21 protein-coding genes and 1 pseudogene are annotated in these 24432 nt (G+C 58.7%); 11 read left to right on the top strand and 11 right to left on the bottom strand.

The window, feature by feature from the left end; all coding sequences use genetic code 11:
• Positions 1-97 precede the first annotated feature (97 nt).
• Positions 98-1099, bottom strand: a complete 1002-nt coding sequence (locus Q0859_RS02105; protein ID WP_299147220.1) for a hypothetical protein — start codon at positions 1097-1099, stop codon at positions 98-100.
• 579 nt (positions 1100-1678) lie between these two features.
• Between Q0859_RS02105 and Q0859_RS02100 the strand changes: the two genes are divergently transcribed.
• The gene (locus Q0859_RS02100; RefSeq protein ID WP_299147219.1) at positions 1679-2416 is read left to right on the top strand and encodes a hypothetical protein; all 738 of its coding nucleotides are present in this window, start codon (positions 1679-1681) and stop codon (positions 2414-2416) included.
• A 102-nt stretch (positions 2417-2518) separates the two neighbouring features.
• On the opposite strand, the gene Q0859_RS02095 is transcribed toward Q0859_RS02100, so the two are convergent.
• The 6 genes and pseudogenes from Q0859_RS02095 to Q0859_RS02070 form a co-directional block, all read right to left on the bottom strand.
• Positions 2519-2689, bottom strand: a complete 171-nt coding sequence (locus tag Q0859_RS02095) for a hypothetical protein (RefSeq protein WP_299147217.1) — start codon at positions 2687-2689, stop codon at positions 2519-2521.
• 45 nt (positions 2690-2734) lie between these two features.
• Positions 2735-2862 (bottom strand): annotated as a pseudogene (locus Q0859_RS02090) (IS3 family transposase); the annotation flags it as partial.
• A gap of 151 nt (positions 2863-3013) precedes the next feature.
• On the bottom strand, positions 3014-4342 hold the full coding sequence (locus tag Q0859_RS02085; RefSeq protein ID WP_299147215.1) for a nucleotide sugar dehydrogenase: 1329 nt from the start codon (positions 4340-4342) through the stop codon (positions 3014-3016).
• A gap of 194 nt (positions 4343-4536) precedes the next feature.
• Complete coding sequence (locus Q0859_RS02080) at positions 4537-6051, bottom strand: tripartite tricarboxylate transporter permease (protein WP_299147213.1); 1515 nt, start codon at positions 6049-6051, stop codon at positions 4537-4539.
• A gap of 3 nt (positions 6052-6054) precedes the next feature.
• A complete protein-coding gene (locus tag Q0859_RS02075; protein ID WP_299147212.1) occupies positions 6055-6537 on the bottom strand; it encodes a tripartite tricarboxylate transporter TctB family protein in 483 nt (160 codons plus the stop codon).
• Positions 6538-6868: 331 nt separating this feature from the next.
• Positions 6869-7852 carry a tripartite tricarboxylate transporter substrate-binding protein gene (locus Q0859_RS02070; protein WP_299147211.1) on the bottom strand — a complete coding sequence of 328 codons (984 nt, stop codon included), beginning with the start codon at positions 7850-7852 and terminating at the stop codon, positions 6869-6871.
• A gap of 104 nt (positions 7853-7956) precedes the next feature.
• Here Q0859_RS02070 and Q0859_RS02065 point away from each other — a divergent pair, with 104 nt between their 5' ends.
• From Q0859_RS02065 to Q0859_RS02040, 6 genes are all read left to right on the top strand, one after another.
• Positions 7957-8622 carry a response regulator transcription factor gene (locus Q0859_RS02065; RefSeq protein WP_299147210.1) on the top strand — a complete coding sequence of 222 codons (666 nt, stop codon included), beginning with the start codon at positions 7957-7959 and terminating at the stop codon, positions 8620-8622.
• The gene (locus Q0859_RS02060) at positions 8612-9976 is read left to right on the top strand and encodes a sensor histidine kinase (protein ID WP_299147208.1); all 1365 of its coding nucleotides are present in this window, start codon (positions 8612-8614) and stop codon (positions 9974-9976) included. The genes Q0859_RS02065 and Q0859_RS02060 overlap by 11 nt, the downstream gene beginning before the upstream one ends.
• A complete protein-coding gene (locus Q0859_RS02055; protein ID WP_299147207.1) occupies positions 9949-10953 on the top strand; it encodes a substrate-binding domain-containing protein in 1005 nt (334 codons plus the stop codon). Before Q0859_RS02060 ends, Q0859_RS02055 begins: the two co-directional genes overlap by 28 nt.
• A gap of 74 nt (positions 10954-11027) precedes the next feature.
• Positions 11028-11978, top strand: a complete 951-nt coding sequence (locus tag Q0859_RS02050) for an MBL fold metallo-hydrolase (RefSeq protein WP_299147206.1) — start codon at positions 11028-11030, stop codon at positions 11976-11978.
• Between the two features lie 4 nt (positions 11979-11982).
• The gene (locus Q0859_RS02045; protein ID WP_299147205.1) at positions 11983-13614 is read left to right on the top strand and encodes an FAD-dependent oxidoreductase; all 1632 of its coding nucleotides are present in this window, start codon (positions 11983-11985) and stop codon (positions 13612-13614) included.
• Complete coding sequence (locus tag Q0859_RS02040) at positions 13611-13799, top strand: DUF2783 domain-containing protein (protein WP_299147204.1); 189 nt, start codon at positions 13611-13613, stop codon at positions 13797-13799. The genes Q0859_RS02045 and Q0859_RS02040 overlap by 4 nt, the downstream gene beginning before the upstream one ends.
• Before the next feature lie 565 nt (positions 13800-14364).
• On the opposite strand, the gene Q0859_RS02035 is transcribed toward Q0859_RS02040, so the two are convergent.
• From Q0859_RS02035 to ilvD, 4 genes are all read right to left on the bottom strand, one after another.
• Positions 14365-14736: a hypothetical protein gene (locus Q0859_RS02035; RefSeq protein ID WP_299147203.1), complete on the bottom strand. Its 372-nt coding sequence runs from the start codon at positions 14734-14736 to the stop codon at positions 14365-14367.
• 13 nt (positions 14737-14749) lie between these two features.
• Positions 14750-15523, bottom strand: coding sequence for a DUF6478 family protein (locus Q0859_RS02030; protein WP_299147202.1), 774 nt, complete (start codon positions 15521-15523; stop codon positions 14750-14752).
• Positions 15524-15621: 98 nt separating this feature from the next.
• Positions 15622-16194, bottom strand: coding sequence for a hypothetical protein (locus Q0859_RS02025; RefSeq protein ID WP_299147201.1), 573 nt, complete (start codon positions 16192-16194; stop codon positions 15622-15624).
• Complete coding sequence (gene ilvD / locus Q0859_RS02020; RefSeq protein WP_299147200.1) at positions 16175-17938, bottom strand: dihydroxy-acid dehydratase; 1764 nt, start codon at positions 17936-17938, stop codon at positions 16175-16177. The genes Q0859_RS02025 and ilvD overlap by 20 nt, the downstream gene beginning before the upstream one ends.
• Positions 17939-18117: 179 nt before the next feature.
• On the opposite strand from ilvD, the gene Q0859_RS02015 reads away from it, so the two are divergent.
• From Q0859_RS02015 to Q0859_RS02000, 4 genes are read left to right on the top strand one after another with little or no spacing between them, the layout of a single operon-like run.
• Positions 18118-21198: an ABC transporter transmembrane domain-containing protein gene (locus Q0859_RS02015; RefSeq protein WP_299147199.1), complete on the top strand. Its 3081-nt coding sequence runs from the start codon at positions 18118-18120 to the stop codon at positions 21196-21198.
• Positions 21195-22100 carry a CPBP family intramembrane glutamic endopeptidase gene (locus tag Q0859_RS02010; RefSeq protein ID WP_299147198.1) on the top strand — a complete coding sequence of 302 codons (906 nt, stop codon included), beginning with the start codon at positions 21195-21197 and terminating at the stop codon, positions 22098-22100. Before Q0859_RS02015 ends, Q0859_RS02010 begins: the two co-directional genes overlap by 4 nt.
• 58 nt (positions 22101-22158) lie before the next feature.
• A complete protein-coding gene (accD, locus tag Q0859_RS02005; protein ID WP_299147197.1) occupies positions 22159-23076 on the top strand; it encodes an acetyl-CoA carboxylase, carboxyltransferase subunit beta in 918 nt (305 codons plus the stop codon).
• Positions 23073-24353: a folylpolyglutamate synthase/dihydrofolate synthase family protein gene (locus Q0859_RS02000; RefSeq protein WP_299147196.1), complete on the top strand. Its 1281-nt coding sequence runs from the start codon at positions 23073-23075 to the stop codon at positions 24351-24353. Before accD ends, Q0859_RS02000 begins: the two co-directional genes overlap by 4 nt.
• Positions 24354-24432 lie beyond the last annotated feature (79 nt).

Genomic DNA, 24432 nt, shown 5'->3' with positions numbered 1-24432 from the left:
GATCCGTATCACGAATTGATACATGCGTCAAGAGATGATACATGCTGGCCTGCATCAAGAATGGCTATCTGCTGTGCATCGCCAAACCTGCAAGCCGTCAGCCAAGTACATCTATTTCTTTAAATTTTGCCCTTACCTCGTCACCTGAATAGTAATCCAAGAGGTCCTCTTTGCTGAGCGTTCCATCGGCCAAGAATCTCATCAGATACTCTTGCGTAAACTCTAACGCGAGCATGCTTTTCTCTAGTTGTTCCAAAATCTTCTGGTTGTTCTGGATATTGCTCCGCACGAGTTTCTCGATTTGTCTGACTTCACTCACGTCCTTAATCATTCGGTTGACGAACAGTGCAAGGAAGTCTTTGTCCAACTCTATCCTAGTTGCGTTTTTGACTAGGTCGCGAGCAAGCATGTAGGCAATAACGAGGTTGGTGTAATCACCCTTGCCGCTATCGATGATTACGCAAAAACCAATTTCGGGAACAAACCTGACATTTTGTACAGCTTTGGACACCGAGTTACTAACAGAAGCGACATCAAAAACGATAATTGCGGTCTTGCCGTCTCGGTTTGCTTGAGCTTCGATCAGTTGGCTCCAAGCCGTATCTGCACCACTTGCAAAGACGTCTCTCGAGCCAATGTCGCCGAGGGCAAGACTCTTATCGAACTTTGACTCAATCACAATCCTTTTGTCGTCTTTGCCATCGACCTCACAGACAATGTCACCTGTTTTGTTGTTTCCCAGCTTCCCCTTTGTAGCCCCTGTAAGCGAGACAGTGTCTGCCAACCTTTGTTCCTTGAAGAAGATTCCTAGAAATTCAGCGATTTCTTCTTCAGCGATGAGGCCCTTGGCGGCCGAGCGTAAGAAAATCTCCTGCTTCATGTCGAAGATCATCTTTAGACTCTCAACCTGGGAAACGATACCAAACAAATCGATATAGCCGATTGGAATCTTTACAAAACTGCCTAGCTGCCCGATGCGATGAGCGTGCCCGTGAACAAAAGTCAGCCCGGAAAGCCGCTTCGAATTCATCGTGACGCTGATCGAAACGCCACTGACATCTTGGACGGTTCCAAGTGACGTTTCAGCGTTACTCGACATCGGTATCCCTCGGTCCAGATATATTCTTGAGCGTGTTGGTAAACATCAGGAAATCACCGATCCTACACTCGCAGAACTGATCATCCTCTTCCTCGGAATCCGGAACATGAATCATTCCGACAGGGAGGCTTCCCCTGTTGTCATCATGAGCAATCCAACGCTTGCCGCCCCTGAATTTCGCGGTGCGCGACGGAAGCGGTCAAGGCGGAGATTAAGGAACTGCATGCCTTCGGACAGGTGATATGCTGCGCTCCGGCTTTGCGCCCAACGAGGGCATATCCATCGCCTACATGGCCGAAATCCGTTCGCCGGCGGGTGACCATGATCAAGCTTTTTTTGGGCGGTAATGTTGTTGTCCATCATCCTTCAAATGGAGGGATTAGACAGCCTGACATCCCACGTAATGCGCATTTTTCAGAAAGTCGGCAGACCTCTGAGCCTGATCGCACGCAATCGCAATGGTTGGGCAAGACCGTGGAATAATGCATGCCTCGAATCGCACTAGTTTGAGGACATGGACCGACAGTCACCACTCACTCGCGTTGAACTTGAGTTGATGTGCCAACATAGGAAACCACCATGCCGTTCGATAACCTGAAGATGCGTGGCGTTGCCCATGACATAAAGGGGCTGATGACGCGCGCGGGCCTCGCCGCCGAGCTTTTGGAACAGCACAAAGACGAGCATGTCCAGCGCCAGGCTGATCGTATTACACGCGCCATTCAGCGTATGAACGCGATTTGTCGCTCCGAATTGCAGCCTTCGGTGGACGCTGCTTTGCCGCAGCTTCACAATTGTGATGACACCCGTCAGTTGTTGGGCAACATCGCCGATTTCACGCGGGACCATCAGAAGAAGTCTGGCGTGCCGATTGAGTTCAAAGTGTCTGTGGCCCCGCTTGTAATCTTTACGGTGGATGGGTCGGCCCTGTTTCGGGTGCTTCTGGATTTGTTGACCAATACGGCGCGCGCAGTTGCGGAATGTGGCGGCTCGCAAGTGTCTATTGATGCAGTGGCTGAGCCCGGCTTCGTCGTGTTTCGCCTGTCCACCGATGTCCCGCAAGTGTTGCAGCGGTTTATGGATCATCTCTACCCCTGTGCCGATCCTGCATCCGAAGGGGAGGCTCATGTCAGCACAACCCTTTTGACGGCGTCCACGGTTTTGCACCAGTTGGGTGGCGAAATGAAACTGGACACCTCTGTAAGCGTGCAGAATGCGCTGTTGATCCGTGTTCCGGCGGAGCCGTCGACGATGTCGCAGACCACAGGGTCGTCATCTCAGAAGGACAAAAGGACACCAGCCTTGCAATCGGCCTAACAGTGTTTCGAATACCTGCCTGACCCGCCAGTTTCTCCCCGTGCTGGCATCCCGGACTCCCGACAGGCAGTGTCCGAGGTGAGCAATGTCCCAAGGCTCACCTCACTCTCCGTCCTGCTCGGATGCGCCGCCCCGGCGCATCCGGGTGGGGCGTATCAGCTGCGAAATATGCGTCTGATAGAGGATGGGGGTAAGGATCAGATCATCAGCGCGAAACTGAGTTGCTTCAAGCTTGGCGAGGTCAGCGGCAAAGATGCCTTGCCCCGCGCACAAGTTTGTTCACCAGAACTGAGATCCCCTAGTTTCTTAGACACCGGCTTATCTCAGTTTGATCCGTCTTTCTTCGAAGTCAACGGGCGACGGCATGTCGTTGTTTGTGTGCTTGCGTTTTGGGTTGTAGACATCTTGATGTAGTCGAATACGCCCTGCCTTGCGTCATAGCGCGTTGGTGTCGTCGTCGGCCAGAGTGGTATGCCGAACAAGACCTTCATCGTCAGGCAGGCCCAATAACTTAAGGCGCGTGGCTATCCGCTACGGCGAAGGCTCAAAGAACTGCACCACCTCTGCTCTTGTCTTTATCGGCCAGACGCCCCGAACCTAAGCCGTAGGAACCTTTTTCCCGAGGCGGCGATAGACACCGCGCGTATCGATCAAAAGAGGCGCATGTTCAGCAATCAGATCGTAATCGAAGCCAGTGTGATCCGTCAGCAAAAGGACCGCGTCCTGCTGGGCCAGTGTTTCGGGTGTAAGTTCCGTCGATGACAGATCAAACCGATGTTCGCGCATGACCGGGAAAATCGGTACGTGCGGGTCGCTATAGGACAGGTCCGCATTCCAGTCGCGCAAAATTTCCATCACAAGAACCGATGGGCTTTCGCGGACATCTTCTAGGTCGCGTTTGTAAGCCACACCAAGCACCATCACCTTGGCGTCCTTCAGCGCTTTGCCGCGTTCTGACAGGGCGCGCACAAGTTTGTCGATGACATAGGTCGGCATCGTGGCATTGATTTCGCCTGCAAGCTCGATGAACCGCGTGTGCAACCCAAATTCGCGCGCCTTCCACGTCAGGTAAAACGGGTCGATCGGGATGCAGTGGCCGCCAACTCCAGGGCCGGGATAGTAGGGAACAAAGCCGAACGGTTTGGTCGCGGCGGCATCAATGATTTCAAAGATATCGAGGTTCATCGCCTCCGCGACGATCTTCATCTCGTTCATCAGCCCAATGTTTACAGACCGCTGAATATTCTCCAGCAGCTTTGTCATCTCAGCCGCCTTGGTGGAACTGACAGGCACAACCTCGTCGATAAACGCGCTGTAGAGTGCGACGCCTACCTTGCGACATGCTTGCGTGTCACCACCAAGAATCTTGGGGATCGAATGCGTGCTGAAGCTGGCGTTGCCCGGATCTTCGCGCTCTGGCGAGTACACAAGGAAAAAGTCCTCGCCGACCGTCAGACCGGCGCGCTCCACATAGGGCTTCAATATCTCATCTGTGGTTCCGGGCCATGTGGTGCTTTCCAGCGCCAACAATTGGCCTGCCCGCAGATAAGGCCCGATGGCATCCATTGTGGACGTCACAAAGCTCAGGTCGGGCTCGCGTGTTTTATCCAGAGGTGTGGGCACGCAAATGATTAACGCTTCGCATTCGGCGGTACGCGCAAAGTCTTTTGTGGCTTCAAAGCCGGTCTCCTGAATTTGCTCAAGAGCCGCGTCAGGGATATGGCCGATTGGGCTGCGGCATGAATTGAGCTGCTCGATCCGGTCGGGAAGGACATCAAAACCAATGACCCGGTACCCGGCATGCCCAACGGCAACGGCCAGTGGTATGCCCACATAACCCATGCCGATAATGCCGATTGTCGCGCTCTTCTGCTCAATTTGATCCAACAGCCGATCCACTGTTGAAGGTTTTGAAGTGTTGGACATGGTAAGCCTTGTCTGGAGCGCATCAAAAACTGAATTGCGTTTAGTGCTCGTGAAAGATTGTAGCAACCATGTTGCCCCTGATCGCGGCGTAGCGTCGCGATTAAGACGCACAGCCTTGATGACGCGACCAAGGCAGCTTTGCCCCGACCGCCATTGATCGCCACCCGGTCTGGCGGATCAGAGCACAGGCGGCATCAATCGCCGTCAGCGATGCCAGCGGCCCGTGCTCGGGCACGGCGCGCCCGGTAGCTTGGCAGGATCACCAGGAATGCTGCAATCACCAACAAGCCAAGGGTCATGGGACGTTCCCAGACAAAGCTGACCCCGTCATATAGCTGCATGGACCGGCTGAAGTTGTTCTCAAGCATACCGCCAAGGATGAAACCGATCAGCAACGGCGCGAGCGGATAATCCGCGAAACGCAGCACTGTGGCGCAAACCCCGAAACCAACAAGCAGGAGCAATTCAGTCGCGTTGTTTTGTCCGATATAGGCCCCCATCAGCGTGAAAAAGAGAATGAAGGGGATCAGGAAATTGCGCGGCACAGACAGGATTTTCGCAATGTAAGGGATCAGCGGCAGGTTCAGGATCAACAGCACCAGATTGCCGATATACATTGAAATGATGACGGCCCAGAAAATCTGTGGATCATCCAACATCAGACGCGGCCCCGGCGTGACGTTCAGCGCAATCAAAGCACCCAGCAGGATCGCAGTGGTACCAGAGCCGGGAATCCCAAGGGTCAACAGGGGCACAAACGATCCGGTACAGGCCGCATTGTTGGCCGTTTCGGGGGCTGCAAGGCCCTTGATCGACCCTTTGCCAAACTGTTCTTGTTCGGTCTTGGGAGCGATGTTGCGTTCCACAGCGTAGCCGAGGAAAGACGCGATAGTGGCACCAGCGCCGGGCAAGACCCCGATAAAGAAGCCCTGCAACGACTGCCGCCCGATGACCGGGGCGATGGATTTCGCCTCGCTGCGGGTGATGCGCATATCTTTGATCGCACCACCGTCGCCTTGAGCCGAGCGCCCCGGGTTCAGAACGAGAAAGATGGCCTCAGGCAAGGCGAACATGGCCATCGCAAGGGTCACAAAGCCAAAGCCGGACTGCAAATCCATCAGGCCCATCGTAAAGCGCGGCATGTTGAACAATGCCCCCTCGCCGACGGTTGCCATGATGAGGCCAAGAAGGGTCATAATGATCGCCTTGGCGACCTGACCCGTTCCCGCAAAGGCGGCGATGGCCGAGAGCCCAACAACCATTAAGGCGAAATACTCGGCGGAGTGGAACAAAAGTGCGACCGAAGACAGCATCGGCGCAAATATCATCAGCAGAATAGCCCCGATGGTGCCACCGCAAAAGGACGCGATGGCCGCAATGGTGAGGGCTTTGCCTGCCTTGCCCTCGCGCGCCATGGGATATCCGTCAAAACTGGTCGCGACCGTGCCCGCGACCCCCGGCGCGTTCAGCAAGATTGAGGAGGTCGATCCCCCAAAAATCGCGCCATAATAGACGCCTGCCAGCAGAATAAGCGCAGCAGCAGGGTCACCGATCGAAATGGCAACCGGGATCATGATGGCGATGATCGACATCGGCCCAAGGCCGGGCAGCATGCCGATGAAGGTCCCGATCAGGCAGCCCCCGATCACCATCAGCAGATTTTGCAGTGAAAGGGCCGTTTGCAGACCGATGAGAATACCTTCGATCATGGCCTAACCTCCTATGAAACCGGGCAGGGGACGCAGATAAATGCCCAACACGACCTGCACCAAATACCAGACGATCCCTGTTGCGATGGCTGACACGATGATCATCGTGATCCAGCGCCGCTCACCCAGGATCACGGACCCGAGAATCAGAAACGCAATGGTCGAAAACAAAAAGCCCGCCGGGCGGAGCAAAAGCGCATAAAGGGCCATCAACCCCAACAGCATGAGCGCCTGAGCGATGTTGTAGTCGCCAAGTCTGCGGTAGTCGATGTCGCCGACCTTGGCTTCTCCGCCTTCGATGCCCGTGATAATGATCAGGGCACAAACGACCCCCAGGATCGATAGGATTTTGGGAAAGGACGAAGGCCAGATCGGGTTGCGCTGCATGAACGGGGCAAGAGCAGCATCCATTGTGAACCAGGCGGTGTAGCCATAGGCCAGGAATATTCCTAGCAAGATCAGTCCGATCCATCGATCAAGTGCCATCTGTCTCTCCTATGACAAGCAGTGGGGTAGGCCCCAACTGCTGGGCCGAAATTCTTGTTTTAGGGGGCGCTGCCCCAGCCCTTGCAGGCTCCCCCGAGGTATTTTGAGCGAAAGGAAAGCAAATTTTAAGAAAATACGATCATTAAGGTCATGCGGTACAGGCTGAGGAGTTGATGACCGTGCGAGAGGAAGGCCGTTGAAAGCCTTCGCGAGGGGAGGAGGTTGTGACCAATCTCCTCTTCCTTTCGCTCAAAATACCTCGGGGAGCACGAGGGGCTGGCCCCTCGTCCTGTTTTTACAAAAAGCGTGCGGCGTCAGCCGCTCCTTTGGATTACAGGAACCCGAGCTTTTTCATCAGATCGCCGATGACTTTCTCCTGACCTTCTAGGAAGGTTTTGAATTCGTCACCGTTGTTGTGGATGTTGACCCAGCCGTTGCGCGCGCGCACGGCTTCCCATTCGGGCGTATCATACATCTTGGCGAGCGCGTCCTGATAGGCCGCTACCTGCTCGGCAGGCATGCCGGGCGCACCAAAGAACCCACGCCAATTCACGAACTCCGTGTCGATCCCCTGCTCTTTCATGGTGGCCGCATCCGGATACGCATCCACCCGTTCGGGCGCTGTCACGCCAATGATCTTGACTTCACCCGCATTGGCCAGATCGACCGCCTCGGAAAAGCCTGTCGACAGGGCCGCGATCTCACCCGACAGCAGTGCCGCCATGGCTTTGCCGCCCGCATCGTAGGGGATGTACTTGACACCGAGGGCATCCTTGCCTGCCGCTTCCATCACCATGGCCGCAACAAGGTGGTCCATCCCACCCGGGACCGAACCACCACCAACGGCTGTGCCCGATGGGTCCGCATCATACGCCGCCAGCAATTCATCCATGGAGTTGATAGGGCTGTCTTTGCCTACAACGATGGCAGCGTAATCCCCAATAGTGCCTGCAACCAGTGTCAGGTCGCGGAAGTTGTGGGGGAACACGCCTGTCAGCGAACGGATCACGATGGGGGTCGAGTTGACCATCAGTGTGCCGTGGTTGCTGTCAGCGTTTTCGATCAGGAACCCGATGGCCTTGCCGCCGCCGCCGCCTGACATGTTTTCATAGGATGCGGTGCCCACGAGGCCCGCCCCTGTCAGCGCCTCGCCCGTGCCACGCGCAGTACCGTCCCAACCACCACCGGCACCGCCGGGGATCAGAAAGTGGATGCTGTCGACAACCTGATGGCCGTCCGCGATTGCCTGGCCACCAAGGCCCAGTGCCATAGCAGCACCCAGCAGAGCACGGCGGCTCAGTTCAAACGTTTTCATAATGTCCTCCCATTTGACTCCGCACGGCTGGCGCGCGAATGCTCACATTGAAACATCCAAACCTGACATAAACCTGTCACGACCTGACCGCGCGGCATAAACCAATGAAATACCTGCTGATCGAAGACAACATGGACCTGGCCGCCGCCGTAGGCGATCGGATGCGGCTGGACGGGCATGTGGTGGATCATGCACCAACTCTTGGGGATGGTGCAGACTATTTGAGCGTCGGGGACTACGACCTGATCCTGCTTGACATCATGTTGCCCGACGGTGATGGGCGCCGTTTTCTCGAGCGCCACCGGGCGGCGCAGAATGACACGCCTGTCATTGTGCTGACCGCCCGGTCCGAAGTGTCGGACCGTGTGGGCATGTTGGATCTGGGCGCGGATGACTACCTGACCAAACCGTTCGATCACGCCGAGCTGCAAGCCCGATGCCGCGCCGTGTTGCGTCGCCGTGCCGGGGCCTCACAAACTGTTATCAAACGGGGGACGGCCATTCTGAACCCGGTGGCCAGCGTGCTGCGGATCGGGGATATCGAAGTCAGCCTACGCAACCGCGAGCTGCGCCTGCTTGAGTTGTTTATGAACGCGCCGGGGCAGATATTCTCAAAGAGCAAGTTGGTGGACCGCCTGTTTTCTTATGACGACACGGTCACGGAAAATGCGATTGAGGTTTATGTGGGACGGTTGCGCAAGCACCTTGAACCTTCCAGCGTCACCATTTCGACCCATCGTGGCCTTGGGTATCGGCTTGATGAACGCTAGGCCCCGCTCATTACGGCGTCGCCTGACGCTGACGCTGATCGGGGGTGCGGCGGTCCTGGCGGTCCTGTTTTACATGGTGATCCGGCTTTATGCCCAACAGATCGCACAACAAAGTCAGGATCGCATCCTTGAGGCGTCAATGACCTCGCTGCTGGATGCGGCGGTTGTGAGGGACGGACAGATCGAACTGGATGTGCCCTATGCGGCGTTTGCCATGCTGGACACGCCTGCCGATGACCGCGTGTTCTATGCGATCTATCAGGACCAGACACTGCTGTCGGGCTATGTAGGGCTTGAAGGGGCAACCGCGCAGACCCGCCAAACGCCGGGCTTTTCCACGCAGGCCTTTGCCGGGGCGCAGGTGCGGGTGGCCAGCGTGACGCAAACACTGCCCGCCAACCCGCGCCCGGTGTCGCTGACCATCAGCGTGGCCCAGACCCGCGACAGTCTTGCGGGCACCCTGCTGAGGATTTCGATCAACGCAGCGGTCTTTGGTGCGGCGTTCTTTCTGCTGGCGGCAGGCATGGCGCTCTGGACGTCGGCATCGACCTTGCGCCCTTTGCGCCAGATTGCCGAGTCGGTCGCGCGTCGTGGCCCAAGCGACCTGCGCCCCGTGACCCGGACGGTGCCGACCGAACTTTTGCCGCTGGTCAGCTCGCTCAATGCGTTGATGACCCGGCTGAACCTGTCGCTGACCCAATCTGAGACCTTCATTGCCGAGGCTGCCCACCGCGTCCGCACCCCGCTTGCGACGGTGCGCAGCCATGCCGAGGTGACCTTGATGCGGGTCGATAAGGACGAAAACCGCCAAGCGCTGCGCGCCATGATCCGGGCCATCGACGAAAGCAGCCGGGCGGCGGGTCAGCTGCTTGATCATGCCATGGTCACCTTTCGCCGTGATCAGCTGGAAAAACAGGACATAGATCTGGTGGCCATCTGTTCGGACATCGTGGATCGGTTAACGCCCGTGGCCGACATGATGGACCTTGACCTAAGGCTGGTCGATCAAGGCCCGGTACCGGTCAAGGCGGACCCGATCCTGATCCAGAATGCGGTGCGCAATCTGGTGGACAATGCGCTGAAATATTCGACGCCCGACAAGGTGGTGCGCATCGCCGTTGCAAGGGATCCCGATCCGATGATCACCGTTACGGATCAGGGGGTCGGATTTCCCGGTGACCAGATCGATATGCTTTCGCAAAGGTTTCAACGCGGGAACAACGTCAAGGACACGGTTGGCTCGGGCCTTGGTCTGACCATCGCGCAGGATGTGGCAGAGGCGCATGGTGGTCATCTGGAACTCAAGAACCTGAAAGGGGGTGGCGCATGCGCGGTCTTGCATTTGTCGTATTGATCCTGTGGGCGAGTGTGGCACGCGCGGCGGATTTTGAGGAGCGTCAGATGTTTGACGCACCTAAGGCCACGCAGACGCTGCGGGTGTTGTCGAGCACGGACACCGACAGTTTCGCCCCGATCCTGACGGGATTTATCGCGCAGAACCCAAGTGTCAGCATTGATTACGCCGTTGCGGGGTCTGCCGACATTGTCGACATCATCGCGCAATGCGGGGACTGTTTTGACGTGGTCATTTCCAGCGCGATGGATCTGCAACTCAAGCTGGCCAATGACGGGTTGGCGCGTCGGTTGCCGGATGTTGACCCAAGTGCGGGCAGCCAATGGCGTCAAAGCCTGTTCGGCTTCACCCACGAACCGGCCACCATTGTCCTCAACCGCGAGGCGTTTGCGAGCCGCCCCCTGCCCGAAACCCGCCAAGAGCTGATCGAAGCCCTGCGCGCCGATCCGGACTTTTTCCGTGGCAGGGTTGGCACATATGATGTGCGCCTGTCCGGTCTTGGCTATCTGTTTGCCACGCAGGATGCGCGCACCTCCGAGACCTATTGGCGGCTGATGGAGGTGTTCGGCAGCCTTGGTGCACGGCTCTATTGCTGTTCGGGGGCCATGATCGACGACTTGGCGCGAGGTGACCTTTTCGTAGCCTACAATGTGCTGGGCAGCTATGCGGCGACCCGGCCGGAAACCCGCGAAAGGGTGGCAATCATCACTCCAACCGACTTTGCCACGACGATGATGCGGACTGTGTTGGTTCTGGACACCACATCGCAAACCGATTCGGCCACCGATCTGGTCCGTTATCTCATTTCCGGCGCGTGGGCCGAGACGGACCGGCCTGGTTATCCTCTCCCTGCGATCGGTGCAGTGGACATGTCCCCAACGGGCGTTGTCACACTGGAGCCGGGGTTGCTGGTCTATCTTGATACGCTGAAACGATCCTTGTTTCTGGGTGCGTGGTCGTCCGCTTTAGTGCAATAGTGACCCTTGTTAGTTACAAAACGAACCATTACCCATGCACGAAATTGCAGGTTTGACCGACAAGGATAGATACTATGGCAAAGGCCTTTGCGTCCCAAGGGGACATGACGGAAAAGACGATTACCTTTGACGAGATCGGTGACGGTCTGTGGGCGTTCACCGCCGAAGGTGACCCCAATTCGGGCGTGATCATCGGCGATGACAGCGTGATGATCGTCGAGGCGCAGGCGACCCCACGTCTGGCCGCCAAAGTCATCGAAAAGGTGCGCGAGGTCACCGATAAACCGATCAGTCATGTGGTGCTGACCCATTATCACGCGGTTCGCGTATTGGGCGCGTCGGCTTACGGTGCCGATCAGATCATCATGTCCGATACGGCCCGCGCCATGGTGGTCGAACGCGGGCAAGAAGACTGGGACAGCGAGTTCCAACGCTTCCCCCGCCTGTTTGAAGGGCACGAGAGCATCCCCGGGCTGACCTACCCGACCACGACCTTCAGTGATGCCATGACCGTCTATCTGGGCAACCGCCGGGTTGATATCAAACATCTGGGTCGCGCCCACACGGCGGGGGACGCGGTGGTCCATGTGCCTGATCAGAACGTCATGTTCACCGGTGATATCGTAGAGGACCGTTCGGCCTGCTATTGCGGCGACGGGCATTTTTCGGACTGGGGGACGACGCTGGATGCGATCAAATCCTACGGCGTAGACGCGATTGCGCCGGGACGTGGTGGCGCGCTGATGGGGCAGGACGCCGTGAACATCGCTATCGAAAGCACGCGCGACTTTGTTGACAGCACCTACCGCCCTGCTGCCCGCGTTGCCGCCCGTGGCGGCTCGCTCAAAGATGCGTGGGATGCGGTGCGCGCCGCGTGTGATCCGAAATTCCACGACTACGCGATCTACGAACACTGCCTGCCCTTCAATGTCGCTCGCGCCTATGACGAAGCTTGTGGGATCTCGCACCCTCGCATCTGGACCGACAAACGTGACATCGAAATGTGGGAGGCCCTGCAAGGGTAAGCCAATGGTCGATATTCGCTACGATCTCGCCTTCAAACTCTATCCTTACGAACCGATTGCGACGCAGACGCAGCCGGCGCAGCGCCGCCCCGTTGTGATTGTCGGAGGGGGCCCTGTCGGCATGGCAACGGCCCTTGATCTGGGGCGCAAAGGCACGCCGGTGCTTGTGCTTGATGACCACGAAGGGGTGGGGCAAGGCAGTCGCGCGATCTGTTTTGCCAAGCGCACGCTTGAAATTGCAGACCGGCTTGGAGCCGGTCAACGGATGCGGGACAAAGGTGTCGTTTGGAACGTGGGCCGTGTCTTTCACGGGCCCGAACAGGTGTTCGAATTCAACCTCGCCCCCGAAGGCGGGCACAAGAACCCGGCCTTTATCAACCTGCAACAACCTTATTTCGAGAAATTTCTGGTGGATGAAATCCGGGTTGCCCAAGACGAAGGTGTCCCTATCGAAATCCGTGGGCGGCATGCGCTGACGGGGTTGGAGGTGGTCGGTGACCACGTTCGCCTTGAGGTCGACACGCCTGACGGCCCCTACCAGCTGGAAGCTGACTGGCTGATCGCTTGTGACGGTGCACGCTCGCCCATCCGCGACATGATGGGTCTCAGCTTTGATGGGCGCGTTTTTGAGGACAATTTCCTGATTGCAGACGTTAAGATGATGGCCGACTTCCCCACCGAACGGTGGTTCTGGTTCGAACCGCCCTTCAAGGACTCAGGCCAATCCGCGCTCCTGCACAAACAACCTGATGATATCTGGCGCATCGACTTTCAGCTTGGCTGGGACATCGACCGCGCCAAGGAACTGCGCGAGGATAACATTCGCGCCCGTGTGGATGCGATGCTGGGCGAAGGGGCGGAGTATGAGCTGGAATGGACCTCGATCTATACCTTCCAGTGTCGGCGTATGGCGCAGTTTCGCCACGACCGGGTGATCTTTGCCGGGGACAGCGCACATCAGGTCTCGCCCTTCGGCGCGCGGGGTGCAAATTCAGGCGTGCAGGATGCGGAGAACCTCGCATGGAAGCTGGATTTGGTGGTCAAGGGGTTGGCCCCCGACACGCTGCTGGACAGCTACGCGCAAGAGCGGGCGCATGGGGCAGACGAAAATATCCTGAACTCAACCCGCGCCACTGATTTCCTGACCCCCAAAAGCGAGATGAGCAAGAGGTTCCGCAACGCAGTGCTGGAACTGGCGCGCGACCATGCCTTTGCCCGCCCTCTGGTCAATTCGGGGCGGCTGTCCGTGCCATGCGTCTATGATGGGCTGTCCCTGAACGGCCCGGATAGGCTTGACGGGCCTGCGCGCACGCGGGTGGGAGCACCCTGTGTGGATGCAACTCTGGCCGATGGTTTCCTGCTCGATCGTCTGCCGGGGCAGTTTGTGGTGCTGAGCCTTGATGTGGATGCGCCCCAAATCGAAGAGGTAGACGGCGTGCCCATTCATCACGTGTCGCTTGATCTTAGCGTTGATGACCCCAATGACATGGTACGCGCACGCTATTTGGGCGATGCGCCCTATGCTATCTATCTGTTGCGCCCCGACCAGCACGTCGCAGCCCGCTGGAACACGGCAGGTGCCGACGACATTCGCGCCGCGCTGCGTATCGCACTTGGAAAGGGGGCTGAAATATGACGTTGAACCTGGAACCAAACATCGCAGACCCCGACGGGTTCTATGACGAACTGCTGGCCGTGCATCAGGGGTTAAGCGATGCTGACAGTCAAGCGTTGAACGCCCGGCTGATTTTGGTCCTCGCAAATCACGTCGGAGATCGACAGGTTCTGCGGGCGGCGCTGAAGGTGGCGGCGAAACGCTGAAAGCGCATATACGCACGACATGCTCATGGACCGGCGGCGCTTTGGTCAGATTGGCATCAGTCGTGGGCGATCACAGTCATATCGGCGTGTCAGAAAACGGTTTTGCGACGACCTGTTGTTGATCTTCGTAGACAGTGTAACCGACCCGTTCGGTGCGAATGGTATCGATTGCATAGCCATTTTCTCTCAACAGTGTGATCAACTCCTAAGAGCGTTGGATGGCGTCAGCGGCGTCTTCCTTGAACCAGCTGATGCCCGCAGTGCGTTTGTCCCATGATCCTTTTTGAGCGGGACCGATTGAATTTGTCCGGGATCGTGAGATTGGAGCGAAACCATGCCAAAAGGTTCTCGAGCTGATCAGAGGTGTAATGCTCGAGGACGTCCCTGCGGCGCAAAAGAAGCCCTCGCGCGCACCAAAATTTTCGATAGTGTTGGGCCTTACGAACCGAAGATACCTCATTTGCGGGGCTCCGCTGCACTTTGAGCTCGGCTCGAATACCCAAAAAATGTGGCATCATCGTGATAAGATGTTCACGCCGGCTTTAACGCCTTGGCAAAGACCGCTTCACCCCGTCTCGACGCAATGCCGTCGAAAGGCCCGCTTGAGCATGTCCAGCTCGGCGCGCAGCAATTCGACCTCGCCGCGGATGTCGTCGCCCAAGGCTTCACCGGCGATCAAGGTGAACTGCCCCAACTCTTCGCCATCCGTTGCATCGGTGATCACAAAGACCTGCACGCCGTCCGCAATCGCCTCGTATGGGATCGGGACTTGCAGCATCCATTGGCCCGTGTCACCGCTTTCGCTGACCTGCACGTCAGGTACTGCGTTGCCCAGGTGGGTCACGGAGATCTGTGGCACGCCGCTGCCCGATTGCATCAGCACACCCTGCCAGATGCCGTGGCGCATTTTCGTGGGTGTCAGTGTCAGGGTGCTCATGTCGACAACTCCTTCACAATGCGGCGCGGGGGCGGCGCGAGAATGTCAGATCGCGCAGTGTCACCTGGTTCATCTGCGGCCCTTCAAAGATCAGATCAATCCATGCCCGCTCAACCCGCTTCTCGTTCAGCTTGGAATAGGCGAGGTCGAATTCAACCGTGACGTCCTTATGGTTCAGGGGCAACTCGCGCACGATCTGTTCGGTGTTGGGCCCGTGGCGGATGTTGAGGCGGCCAAATATTTCCAGCGGTTTTTCCATCTCGACAATGGCATTCATGCCGATGAGATGGGTCTTGCGCATGCCCTGGACCGCCTCCGTAGGCAGGTCTATCACGAGGCTCAGGAACGAGCCATCGAACTTGAACACGTCCAGGCGCAACCCATAGGGCGCAAGGTCTTCCTCGCGCTGGTTGCGCAACTGGCGCAGGGTCAATTCGCTGAGGGCGCAGTCGTGAAACAGCGTTACCTCATCCCCAAGCATTGATTTTGTCTGGACTGAGGACAGCCCCTTGGTTGCCAATGGGCCGCGCCACAACTCAGGGCGCCATGACCAGTCCGCATTGTGGGGGCGGGGAAAGCTGGTGGAGCCGATCGCAGGCAAGGCAAGGCGTTCATCGGCGCGGTGGATCAACCGATCAAGGTGACTGCGCAACAGGCGTGCTGCACTGCGGGTGCCGCGCAATTCGTCCAGTGGGGTGTCGCCGGCATTCCGTGCGGCACGGGCCCATCGCCGCATCGCACGGCGATGCGCCAGTTTGTCGATGAACTTGATGCTTTTGCCTGCCATATGCCCCTACGCTTGGCTGCCCATTGTTCATCGGGCTTGTTATCTATGCCAAAGGTTTCCTTCAGATAAACCGGGCAGGGTGGCGTTGCCAATTGGTTTCATGGGCTGGATACAGAATTGTTTGCCGCCTGTGCTGTGAGAGCGGCAGTCTGGGACAGGGTGCGCTGCATGGCCTGAACCAGCAATTCGGGGGCTTGCTCGCCCAAGATCGCCCCGTCCTTGCTTTCATATATCGCAAGGCCCAGCACATGATCCCCGACATCCCCAACGCCGCGCCAATAGACATCGCGCAAGGTTGGGCTGGGAGGCGCGCCCCGAACCTGCACCATTGCAAGCGTCGATGTGTGCAGGCGGCCCAGTACGGTCTCGGAACTGGTTGCTGCCGATGCCGCCCCGTCCAGTCGCGGGGTCGCGGTGGCGGTGATAACCGCCAGGGGCACGGCCACACTGCGTTCCCCGCCAAGGGTGTCACAGCGCGCCATCAACGCGAAACTCGCGCGCAGGCTGCGTTTGTCTATGCAATACCCGGGCGGCGGTACCAATCGCACACCGCTGTTGCCCAGATCGGCAGATAACAGCGCTTGCGAACTGGGGCCGAATTCGGACTCGTCACAGCCTGCGAGAGCCAGAAAGGCGCCCGTAATCAGGGCCTTACAGGTCCATGTACTCATGCCGCTCGACCTTCGCGCCGGGATGCGTAACCGCCCCTTTGTAGGTTTCGCCAACCAGTTGCGCGTATTTCCACAGCGCACCCGAGGCATAGATCGTCTCGCGCGGGCCGCTCCATGCAGCCTTACGCTCGGCCAGTTCTTCGTCGGTCAGGGCGACGTTGATCGACCCTTCGATAGCGTTGATGGTGATGATGTCGCCATCGCGCAGCAATGCGATGGGTCCACCGTGGGCCGCTTCGGGGCCGACATGACCCACGCAGAACCCGCGTGTGGCCCCGGAAAAACGGCCATCGGTGATCAGGGCGATCTTTTTGCCCATGCCCTGACCGGACAAGGCTGCCGTGGTGGCGAGCATTTCGCGCATGCCCGGCCCGCCCGAGGGGCCTTCGTTGCGGATCACGAACACTTCGCCTTCTTTGTAGGTGCGGTTCTGAACGGCCTCAAACGCGTCTTGCTCACACTCAAACACCCGTGCGGGGCCGGTAAACAGCTGGTGCTGCGCCTCTATGCCCGCCACTTTCACGATGGCACCTTCGGGTGCGATGTTGCCCTTGAGGCCCACAACGCCGCCGGTTTTGGTGATCGGCGTTTCGACGGGGTAGATGACCTTGCCGTCGGCCTCGCCTTCGATCTTGTCCAATTCTTCGCCGATGGAATAGCCAGTGGCGGTCATGCAATCCTCATGGATCAGACCCGCTTTGCGCAGTTCCTTCATCACCACATAGATGCCGCCGACCTCATAAAGGTCCTTGGCGACGTATTGCCCACCAGGTTTCAGGTCGACGAAATAGGGCGTGTCGCGGAAAATCTCGCACACATCATCAAGGTAGAAATCAATACCCGCCTCATGCGCCATGGCAGGCAAGTGCAGTCCTGCATTGGTGGACCCACCGGTGCAGGCCACCACACGCGCTGCGTTCTCGAACGCCTGGCGCGTGCAGACGTCGCGGGCGCGGATGTTCTTTTCGATCAGGGTCATCACCGCAGCACCCGAGGCCTCGGCATAGGAATCCCGGCTCTCGTATGGGGCAGGGGCCCCTGACGAATTGGGCAGGGCAAGGCCGATGGCCTCGGACACGCAGGCCATGGTGTTGGCAGTGAATTGGCCGCCACAGGCCCCGGCGGTGGGGCAGGCGACGCGTTCGAGGATGTCTAATTCAGCCTCGGTCATGGTGCCGTTTTGCTGGTGGCCGACGGCTTCGAACATGTCCTGGACGGTCAGGTCCCGGTCGGCGTATTCAGCAGGCACCGCAGCGTCAGCGGGCGCGCGGCCCGGCAGGATCGATCCGCCATAAAGGAAGACAGAAGGCACGTTCAGCCGGATCATGGCCATCATCATCCCCGGCAGGGATTTGTCACAGCCCGCAAGGCCCACGATGGCGTCATAGCAATGGCCGCGCATGGTCAATTCGACCGTGTCGGCAATCGCCTCGCGCGACGCCAGCGATGAGCGCATGCCCTCGTGACCCATCGCGATGCCGTCGGTAACGGTGATCGTGGTGAATTCGCGTGGGGTACCGAACGCGGATTTCACGCCGGTTTTCACGGATTGCGCCTGACGGTTCAGCGCGATGTTGCAGGGGGCGGCCTCGTTCCAGCACGTGGCGACACCGACCAGCGGCTGGTGGATTTCCTGCTCGGTCATGCCCATCGCGTAGTAGTACGAGCGATGTGGCGCGCGCTCTGGCCCTTCGGTCACATGGCGGCTGGGCAGCTTGGATTTGTCGAACTTGCCGTTAAGCATCTGGCGTCTCCCTGAACGTGTCGGGACCGGAATAGCCATTGGTCGGCACCCCTGCAAGCGCCCGCGTTGGTCGCGGTGCGGTTGTAATGGGTGTTGGCGGGCACTAGATTTGCCGCTACGGCACGCGCGCGGTTGTTATATCAGCCTATTGTCCAGCGGGCGACCGATCGGGACGACGCATGGATTCCACTCTTTTCGCTTTCATCTGGAAGCACTCCAAACGCGATCAGTTGATGCTTCTGGCTCTGACGATCGTGACGTTTCCGTTTCTCTACGCGACACTGGAATTGCCCAAACGGGTGATCAATGACGCGATCGGGGCGACGGACAACACCATTGATGTGTGGGGGGTCGAGGTGACGCAGATCCAGTTCCTGCTGGCGCTGTGTTTTGGATATCTGGGGGCTGTGCTGGTGCATGGGCTGCTCAAAATGCGGCTCAACACCATGAAGGGGGTGACCGCCGAACGGCTGCTGCGCCGCTTCCGGTTCCAGCTGATCAGCCGGATGCTGCGATTCCCGCGCAGCTATTTCCGCTCCACCAGTCAGGGTGAGCTGGTCAGCATGGTCACCTCCGAAGCCGAGCCGATGGGCGGGCTGATGGGGGACATGGTGGCCCAACCCGTGTTTCAGGCGGGCCAGATGCTTATCATCGTGGTGTTCCTGTTTCTGCAATCGGTGTGGTTTGGCCTGGCCGGGGTCGCGCTGATCCCGCTTCAGGCCTACATCATTCCGATCCTGCAACGGCGCATCAACCTGCTGAACAAAGACCGGATCAAGCAGGTGCGCGCCTTTTCGTCCGAAATCGGTGAAAGTGCGGCGGGGATTTCGGACCTGCGTACCAATGGCGGGCTGCGGTATCGACTGGCCCAATTCACCGACCGGCTGAACCATATCTTCGAGTTGCGCTTCAAGATTTATCAGCAAAAGTTTTTTATGAAGTTTCTCAACAACTTCATCACTCAACTGACGCCCTTCTTTTTCTATTCGGTCGGGGGGTATCTTGCCATTCAGGGCGAGATTACCGTGGGCGCGCTGGTCGCTGCTTTGGCAGCTTACAAAGATCTGTCGAACCCGTGGAAAGAACTGCTGACCTACTACAACCAGACGCAGGATATGGCGCTGCGGTGGGAAATCGTGACGGAACGCTTTGCGCCGCGAGACATGGTCGACGAAAGCCTTTTTGAAGGCGAACCCGACAAGATCCCACATCTGCGTGGCGACATCGTGCTGGACGATGTCACGGTGCGCAACACCGACAGCAATCCGGTGCTGGAACAGATCGATCTGACCATCCCGCAAGGCGCGCGTGTGGCCATTCAGGCCAAAAACCAAACCGAACGCACCGCCATGGCTGAGTTGCTGACACGCGAGGTGCTGCCGACACGGGGCACGGTTTCGATTGCGGGTCACGATCTGTCAAAGCTGCATCAGGCAGTGATTGCCGCGCGCATCGGATACGCCCATTCGCGCCCTTATCTGTTTGATGGCACACTCGGCACCAATCTGTTGATGCCGCTTATGACCAGCCCCCAGACGGTGCCCTGGAACAACGGAAAACGGGATCGTTTTACGGCCGAGGCGATCCGGTCGGGCAACAGCCTTGATCGGATTGACGCGGATTGGGTGGACCCGGCCCTTGCCGGTCTGACGACCGAAGACGAGATCGGCAAATGGTGGTTTGAACTTGTGCAGGCGATGGGCATCGACGAATTCATGTTCCGCCGCATGCTCAACAGCCGCATCGACGCAGAGCGGCATCCCGAGCTTGCCAGAGCCATTGTCGAAATGCGCCCCGCCGTCGAAGAGTGCCTGCGTGAAAAGGGCGTGATCGATGCCGTTTACCGGTTTGACCCAGACGAATTTAACCCGACGGTGCCTTTGGGGGGTAACCTGTTGTTCGCGTCGCCCTCACGCGACATCAGTCAGGAAGGGCTGGCCGCAAACACGGTGTTCATCAATCTGGTCTTTGACAACGGATTGGCCGAACAGGGTATCGCGATTTCGCAAACCCTTATTGAAACATTGCACCAGACCTTTGGCATGGATGGGACAAGCCACCCGCTGTTCACCGCGCTCAACATCGACGAAGAGATGTACGAGCGTCTTGTCGACATCTCACAACGCCGCCGTGACAAGGGCGATGTTGCACTGACGGATGAGGAATTTGCGCTGCTGCTGACAGTGCCGTTCGCCTTTACTGCGGAACAGATTGGCCCTGCATTCCCCGAGAGCTTCAAGAAGGAAATTGTGGAAATCCGCAAAACCAACGGGGCGGCTTTGCGTGAACAGACAACCGATTTCTTCACTCCGGTCGAACCCGACAACTATCTGCCCCGCCTGACTTTGTTGGAAAACGCCCTTTATGGACGGATATCGATGGTGGCGGGCACCAAGGGCGAACTGATCGAGGATCTGGTGGCCGAGCTGCTGAGCGACAAGGGGCTGCGCAGGCTGGTGGCGGAAACGATTTTTGACATTCGGACCGGGCTTGGCGGCACCAACCTGCCCACGATCTTCCACGAACGGGCTGCGTTTTCACGCGCGGGGATTAAGCGCCCCGACGTGTTGGTCCTTGACCGGGCGCTGGCCAGCCATGACGCAAACGAGCGGCGCAAGACCCGTGGGGAATTGCGCAAACTGTTGCCCGAGGCCACGTTGATCTTTCTGGAAGAAAAGTTTGAGAACCCGGATGCCTATGACCTTTTTGTCGAGATCAAGGATGGGCGCATCGATGGTGTGCAGGACCATGACGATCAGGACGAAGGTGATGACCTGAACCGCAAATTGCGTGTCATTGCCCGCACCGAGCTATTTCAGGGCGTGGACAGCCGGAACCAGCGGTTGCTCGCGTTTGCGGCGCAATGGTACGAGGCCGAACCGGGGCAGCGCATCTTTTCGATGAATGAAAAGGCGGATGCGGCCTATCTGTGTGTGTCGGGCACGGCAGTGCTGAGCTACGATGCGCTGGACGGCAAGGACCGGATTGTCACGACCGTGGAACCGGGACGCCTGATCGGGGATCTGGCGATTATTCTGGATGAACCGCGCCAGTTGCACCTGACCGCCTCCAGCCACGTCAAATTCCTGCGCATCGGGGCCGCTGAATTTCGTGCGGTCCTCGACAATGACACAGCCGTTCTGAAAGTCCTGTTGCAGACGGTTGCAAGCCACCTTACCGGGGCTGCGGACCTGTTGCGCCAGGCCAACGTGTCCATCCCGCAAGACGAAGGGCCACCTGCCCCGCCGATTGACGAATGAAGGTGCTGTCCTTTGATTATCGCCCGCACGCGCGGTTTATCGAGCCCGCGACGCGTAGCCCCCAGATCTGGCGGCTGATCCTCGGGATCATACTGGCGGCGGGTATTTTCCTCGCACTCAGCCAGCTGGTGTTTGGCACGCTGTTTGGGCTGATGGAGCCCGAAACAGTGCGCGCCATCATGGCTGATGGACAAACCGGACAGACGGCGGAGGGGATGTTGATCATCCTGTTCCAGCTGGGGCTGTTGTCGGTGACCGCCGCACTGGTCGTGATCATGGTGCACAAACGCAGGCCCGTATCTCTGATCGGTGCACCCGGCCTTGCCGGGCGGCAGTTCACGGTCGTGTTGTTTGCGATGATCCTGCTGACGGCAGCACTTTGGATGCTGCCCCCTTACGATTTCAACGAACCCCTGAGCCGCAACATGGGCTTCGGGCGGTGGTTTGCACTGCTGCCCATCGCGCTGCTGGCCGTGTTGATCCAGACCAGCGCCGAAGAGATTTTCTTTCGCGGCTACATTCAGCAACAACTGGCAGCGCGCTTTCGCTCTCCGCTGATCTGGATGCTGGCACCGGCGGCCCTGTTCGGAATCGGGCACTACATGCCGGCCAGTGCGGGCAGCAATGCGTGGGTGATTGCGCTGTGGGCGACGATGTTCGGCATTCTGATGGCGGACCTCACGGCGCGGTCGGGCACCCTTGGGCCTGCGATGGCTGTTCACTTCGCCAACAACGTCTCGGCGATGGTGCTGACGGCCACCCCGGACGAGATGTCGGGCCTTGCTCTGTATGTGCTGCCCTTTGGCATCGGAGACGAGGCGCAGATGGCCGCGTGGCTGCCTGTGGACTTTGCATTCATGCTGGTCAGTTGGCTTACAGCGCGGCTTGCCATTCGCGCTTGATTGCATTTCGGACGCGTCAGGATTATCTGGACGCAAGACATCGCAGCAGGAAGTGCCCATGAACTGGATCACCAATTACGTCCGGCCTCGGATCAATTCGATCTTTTCGCGCCGCGAAACGCCGGACAATCTGTGGACCAAATGCGATGAATGCGGCACGATGCTGTTTCACCGCGAACTCAGCGACAACCTGAACGTCTGCACAAATTGCAACCATCACATGGGGATCACCCCGCGTGATCGGTTTACCGCGTTGTTCGACGGTGGAGTGTTCAATCAGGTGGCGGTGCCCGTACCCACGGCCGACCCCCTCCATTTCCGGGATCAAAAGAAATATCCCGACCGGATGCGCGCCGCCCAAAAAGGCACCGGCGAGGAAGAGGCGATGCTGGTCGCCACCGGCGAGATCGGGCGCACGCCCATCGTGGCTGCCGCGCAGGACTTCAACTTCATGGCCGGGTCCATGGGGATGTATGTCGGCAATGCGATCATCGCCGCTGCCGAGGAGGCTGTGAAATTGCACCGCCCGCTGATCCTGTTCTCGGCTGCGGGTGGGGCACGGATGCAAGAAGGCATCCTGAGCCTGATGCAAATGCCGCGCACAACCGTGGCGGTGCAAATGCTCAAAGAGGCGGGGCTGCCCTATATTGTCGTCCTCACCCATCCGACCACGGGTGGTGTAACAGCGTCCTACGCGATGCTGGGCGATGTACATATCGCCGAACCCAATGCGCTGATCTGCTTTGCCGGGCCCCGCGTCATTGAACAGACAATCCGCGAAAAACTGCCCGAAGGGTTCCAGCGCGCTGAATATCTGCTGGACCACGGGATGCTGGACCGGGTGACGTCGCGCACCGAAATGCGCGATGAGTTGATCACGATCACACGGATGCTGATGGGCCTGCCGCCTGCCGTCAAAGGCGATCTGCCTGCCCCCGAAGCCGCCGCCGAAGATGGCGCTGCCACCTCCGAATGACGACGCCCACCTCTGACGCCATCCTTGCGCGCATGATGGCGCTGCACCCCAAGATCATCGACCTCACACTGGACCGGATGTGGCGGCTGCTTGAGGCCTTGGGCAATCCGCAAAACGATCTGCCCCCGGTGATCCACATTGCGGGGACCAATGGCAAAGGATCGACCCAAGCCATGATCCGCGCCGGGCTTGAGGCTGCCGGGCACCGCGTGCACGCCTATACCTCGCCCCACCTTGCCCGGTTCCACGAACGGATCCGGCTGGCCGGAGAGCTGATTTCCGAACCGGCGCTGACGGCTTTGCTGGATGAGTGTTATGCGGCCAATGGTGGCAAAGACATCACCTATTTCGAAATCACGACCTGTGCCGCCATCCTTGCCTTTGCACGCATGCCTGCGGATTTCACCCTGCTTGAGGTCGGGCTTGGCGGGCGGCTGGATGCGACCAATGTGATCGACACCCCGGCATTGACGATCATCACCCCTGTGTCGATGGATCACGAGGCCTTTCTGGGGGACACCTTGGCGGCGATTGCGGGTGAAAAGGCGGGGATCATCAAGCGCGGCGTGCCTTGCATCGTCGGCCCGCAGGATGACGCGGGCATGGACGTGATCGAAGCGCGCGCCGCCCGGTTGGGTGCGCCGGTTCTGGCCTATGGGCAGCACTGGCACGCCAACCCCGAACGGGATGGTATGGTCTATCAGGATGAGGCTGGCCTGCTGGACCTGCCGCGCCCCATTCTGCCCGGGGATCATCAAATTCAAAACGCAGGTATGGCACTGGCGGCGTTGCGCCACCTTGGGTGCGACGCGGATGCCTGCGAGGCGGCGCTGACCCGCGCCACCTGGCCTGCGCGGATGCAACGATTGCGCACGGGTCCGCTTGCCGAGACGGCGGCGCAAACCGGGGCTGAACTGTGGTTGGACGGCGGACATAACCCCGCCGCCGGAGCAGCCTTGGCGGCGGTGCTGCGCGCCTTGCCTGAACGGTCCACATTTCTGATCTGCGGCATGCTCAACACCAAGGATGCGCGCGGATATATGGCACCGCTGGTCAAGGTCGCTCAGAGGCTTGTGGCGGTGTCCATTCCGGGTGAGGCAAACACGCTGACAGCGGCGGACACGGCCAAGGCAGCGGATGATGTGGGGTTTGAAGCCTCCGTGGCGGCGGATGTGCACACCGCATTGACGGACATCGTGACGGGCAACCCCAATGCGCGGGTCTTGATCTGCGGGTCGCTGTATCTGGCGGGCGCGGTATTGCGCGAAAACGGCTAAGCCGCGGGCATCGGGTCCTCAAACCCCTTGACATACCCACATTATATTGACCAGTCACGGCATGTCTGGCTATATTTTG

This window comes from uncultured Tateyamaria sp. (assembly GCF_947497045.1).
Classification (GTDB): domain Bacteria; phylum Pseudomonadota; class Alphaproteobacteria; order Rhodobacterales; family Rhodobacteraceae; genus Tateyamaria.
The sequence above is the reverse complement of the archived record's forward strand: the minus strand, read 5'-3'. Positions and strand labels throughout refer to the sequence as shown.